4 protein-coding genes are annotated in these 4,075 nt (G+C 54.4%); 3 read left to right on the top strand and 1 reads right to left on the bottom strand.

Going from position 1 to position 4,075, the window contains the following annotated elements:
* Positions 1 to 78: 78 nt before the first annotated feature.
* Entirely contained in the window at positions 79 to 1,293 is a 1,215-nt protein-coding gene (locus H7U12_RS20560; protein ID WP_186641674.1) for an ABC transporter permease, read from the bottom strand.
* A gap of 49 nt (positions 1,294 to 1,342) precedes the next feature.
* Between H7U12_RS20560 and H7U12_RS20565 the strand changes: the two genes are divergently transcribed.
* The 3 genes from H7U12_RS20565 to H7U12_RS20575 are packed head-to-tail and all read left to right on the top strand — an operon-like array spanning position 1,343 to position 4,032.
* Positions 1,343 to 2,584: an exo-beta-N-acetylmuramidase NamZ family protein gene (locus H7U12_RS20565; RefSeq protein ID WP_186641676.1), complete on the top strand. Its 1,242-nt coding sequence runs from the start codon at positions 1,343 to 1,345 to the stop codon at positions 2,582 to 2,584.
* A 3-nt stretch (positions 2,585 to 2,587) separates the two neighbouring features.
* Positions 2,588 to 3,529 (top strand): methionyl-tRNA formyltransferase, encoded by a 942-nt coding sequence (fmt, locus tag H7U12_RS20570; RefSeq protein ID WP_186641678.1) that lies wholly within the window; start codon positions 2,588 to 2,590, stop codon positions 3,527 to 3,529.
* Entirely contained in the window at positions 3,526 to 4,032 is a 507-nt protein-coding gene (locus H7U12_RS20575) for a dihydrofolate reductase (RefSeq protein WP_186641681.1), read from the top strand. Before fmt ends, H7U12_RS20575 begins: the two co-directional genes overlap by 4 nt.
* Positions 4,033 to 4,075: the final 43 nt, after the last annotated feature.

Here is a 4,075-nt window from a genome sequence, read left to right on the forward strand (position 1 = left end):
ATTCCTTAACCAGAAACGACGGGGTGCTGTTTTGAGGGGCTTTTACCAAAAAAGCCCCTCAAAACAGCACCCCTTCGTTTAATCGAATTTAATGGCTTTCACTGGGTGGATGCGGGCGATGAGCAGCGTGGGCAGCAGAATGGAAAGCATGGTCAACAGGAACGTAATGCCGTTGATGCCTACCCAGATGCGCCAATCCCAGTGGATGGGCACAGTGTCCATGTAATAGTTCTCGGGGTCCAGGGGGATGAGGTGGAAGTAATCCTGGACCACGCAAAACAACAGAGCCAGCAGGTTCCCGCCGATGAGCCCGGCAATGGTAAGACGCAGGCCGCGGTGCAGGAAAATACCCCTGATCTGGCCGTTGGTGGCCCCCATAGCTTTGAGCGCCCCAATCATGTTGGTCCGTTCCAGGATCATGATGAACAGCGTGGAGACCATGTTGAAAGTGGCCACAAACACAATCAAGACCAGGAAGATGATCACGTTCCGCTTGAGCAGTTCCAGCCAATCGAAGAGCTGGGCGTAGGTATCGGTGATTTTCTCCAGCTGTAAATCGTAGTTCATCTTGTCGAAGACCTGGCTTGTGACGGTGTCAATCTGGGTGAAATCATTGAGCAGGATCTCGTAGCCGCCCACCAGCGTATCGGGCCACTGGTTCAGGTCCCGGATCTGCTGCAAATCGCCCAGTACGTACACGTTGTCAAATTCCTCCAGCCCGGTCTTAAAAATACCTTTCACCTCAAAGCGGCGCATGCGCGGCGGGTTCTGGATGAAGTAGAACAGCACCTTCTCCCCTACCTTCAGGCGCAGTTTATCGGCCATGAGCTGGCTCATCATGATCTGGTTGGAGGCAGCGGTGTCATTGAATTCCATCACCGAACCCGAGACCAGATTGGCCCGCATCCCCCGGAAATCATAGGTCGTGTCCACGCCTTTCAGGACAACGCCCAGCACTTCATCCTCGGTTTTAATGATGGCCGTTTTGCGGGCGAAGGGCTGCAGGTGCGCCACGCCGGGAATGTTCTTGTAGTCACCCAGGCCGGTGGAGGTACCCATGGGGTAGCCTTCGAACGAATTGTTGGTGTCGAATTTGCTAATTTGCAGGTGTCCGCCGAAACTGAAGATCTTGGCCTGTATTTCGTACCGGAAGCCTTCCAGGATGGCGAAGGACACAATCATGATGGCAATGCCCAACCCTACGCTGAACTTTGCTATTTTTGTGACCGAGGCGGTAAAAGAGTCTGAACGGGCACCAGTCAACCGACTGGCAATGTATCGGGAAAGATTCACTTCGTCTATTTTGTGCTTAAAGATAGCTATCTGTTCTTAAACTAAACCTATGCTCCTCACTATCCTCCGTACGGCGGTGCTTTGCGCGACGCTGACCAGTTGCAAACCAGCCGCTTCCATCCCCACCACGGATACCCCCTCCGTCAGCGGCACCTCCGCTCCTTCCACTTCGCAACGGGAAACGCCGCAGCAGGCCCCTCTCCTAACGGGCGCGCAGCAGACAGAGTTGTACCTTCCGTATCTGCAAGGCAAACGCGTGGGCATGGTAGTGAACCAAACCTCCACCATCGGGAAAACGCATCTGGTAGACACGCTCCTGAGCCGTGGCGTCAACATCACCATGATCTTCGCGCCGGAACATGGTTTCCGGGGCGATGCTGATGCCGGTGCGCACATCAGCAACTCCACCGATGCCAAGACCGGCATCTCTATTCTTTCGCTGTACGGCAAGAACAAAAAACCGTCGGCCGATCAGTTGAAGAACGTAGATGTGCTTCTGTTCGATATCCAGGACGTAGGGGTTCGGTTCTATACTTACAGCAGCACCATGCATTACGTGATGGAAGCCTGCGCCGAGCAGAACAAACCCATGCTGCTGCTGGACCGGCCCAATCCGGTGGGATATCTCATTGACGGCCCGGTGCTGAAACCCGCGTTCAAATCGTTCGTGGGCATGAACACTATTCCTATCGCGCACGGCCTTACCCTGGGCGAGTACGCTTTGATGATCAATGGCGAAAAATGGCTTAAAAACGGCGTGCAGGCGCAGGTGAAAACCATCCCGGTGAAAGGCTATGACCATAAGATGTTCTATTCGCTGCCCATTAAGCCGTCGCCCAACCTGCCTAACGATCAGTCCATCAAGCTGTACCCGTTCCTGTGCCTGTTTGAGGGAACCACGGTGAGCCAGGGCCGCGGCACGCACACGCCGTTCCAGGTCATCGGCGCGCCGTATTACCCAGACAAGACCTTCTCTTTCACTCCGGTGCCCATCCCCGGCATGTCCATGGACCCGCCCTACAAAAACCAGGTGTGCTACGGAAAAGATTTGACCAACCTGCCACTGAAAGAGAACTTCACGCTCAGCTATTTACTCGACTTCTACCAGAAATCTGGCCAGAAAGAGAAGTTCTTCAACAACTTCTTCAAGAGCCTGGCCGGTACCGATGAACTGCAGAAGCAGATCATGGCCGGCATGAGTGAAAAGGAGATCAGAGCTTCTTGGAAAACAGACTTGGAGGCTTACAAGAAAATGCGCAAGCAATACCTGCTTTACCCCGATTTTGAATAAACCATGCGGAAAGAAGACCTCCGGATTATCTTTATGGGCACCCCAGACTTTGCGGTGCCCGCCCTCCAGGCCTTAGTGGAAAACAACTGGAACGTGGTGGCCGTGGTCACCGCCCCAGACAAACCTGCCGGCCGAGGCCTGAAGCTGGTGCATTCGCCGGTGAAGGAAGTGGCTTTGCAGCACAATCTGCCCATCTTGCAGCCTACCAACCTCAAAGACCCCGCGTTTCAGGAAGAACTCAGAAGCTATAATGCCAGCCTGCAGGTGATTGTGGCATTCAGGATGCTTCCCGAAGCCGTCTGGAACATGCCCCAGTTGGGTTCCCTGAACATCCATGCCTCGCTGCTGCCGCATTACCGCGGGGCGGCTCCCATCAACTGGGCGCTTATTCACGGCGATAAAGAGACCGGCGTCACGTCCTTTTTCCTGCAGCACGAGATCGACACTGGCGACATCATCCTCCAGAAGAAAGTAGCCATCGCTGAGGAAGATACCTTCGGGACGCTGTATGAGAAGCTAAAACACGCCGGCGCCGACCTTTTGCTGGAAACCGTGGCCGCCATTGTGGAAGATCGCGTGCAGCCTTATCCGCAGCCGCAGCCCGAGGAACCGCTGCGCATGGCTCCCAAGATCTTCAAGCAGACCTGCCAAATAGACTGGGAGCAACCGGCCCAGCAGATCCACAATTTCATCCGGGGCTTGTCGCCGTACCCCGCCGCCTGGACTATTCTGGAAGACAAACAGTTCAAGGTGTTTTCGGGCCAGATTCTGGAAAATGGCTCCAAAACAGAACCCGGCACCTACACCACTGATGGGAAAACCTATCTGCATATCACCTGCGGCAACGGCACGGCCTATGCCATTGAGGAACTGCAGATGGAAGGCAAAAAGCGGATGAACATTCAGGATTTTCTGCGGGGTTTCACTTTTCAACAAGCCATATGATAGCGTTAGTAGTCGCCATCGCCGAGAACCGCGTCATCGGGAAAGACAACCAACTGATCTGGCATTTGCCCAAAGATCTGCAGCATTTTAAGAAACTAACCATGGGCCATCCCATGGTGATGGGCCGCAAAACGTTTGAGGCGATTGGCAAACCGCTTCCCGGCCGCACCTCCATCATCGTTACCCGCCAGCCCGGTTACACCGCCCCGGAAGGCTGCCTGGTGACCTCTTCCTTGGAGGAGGCGCTGCAACAAGCTTTGACTTTAGACGAGACTGTCCTGGTAGTAGGTGGCGGGGAAATCTACCAACAGGCCCTGCCGCTGGCCGAGGTGGTGTACCTGACCCTGGTGCATGAATCCTTTGAAGGTGATGTTTTTTTTCCAGAATTAGAGGCCGATGCCTGGGAAGTGGCCGAGCAGGAAGAGCACCTGGAAGACGAGCGCCATGCCTACCCGTTCACGTTCTTCACCTTCCGGAGAAAAGCCGGCTTCAGCAAGAACTGAGAATTTGAAGTAGCTTTATATAGTCTAAATAAAGTAGAGAAGG

It is taken from the genome of Rufibacter sediminis, from assembly GCF_014269285.1.
Taxonomy (GTDB): domain Bacteria; phylum Bacteroidota; class Bacteroidia; order Cytophagales; family Hymenobacteraceae; genus Nibribacter; species Nibribacter sediminis.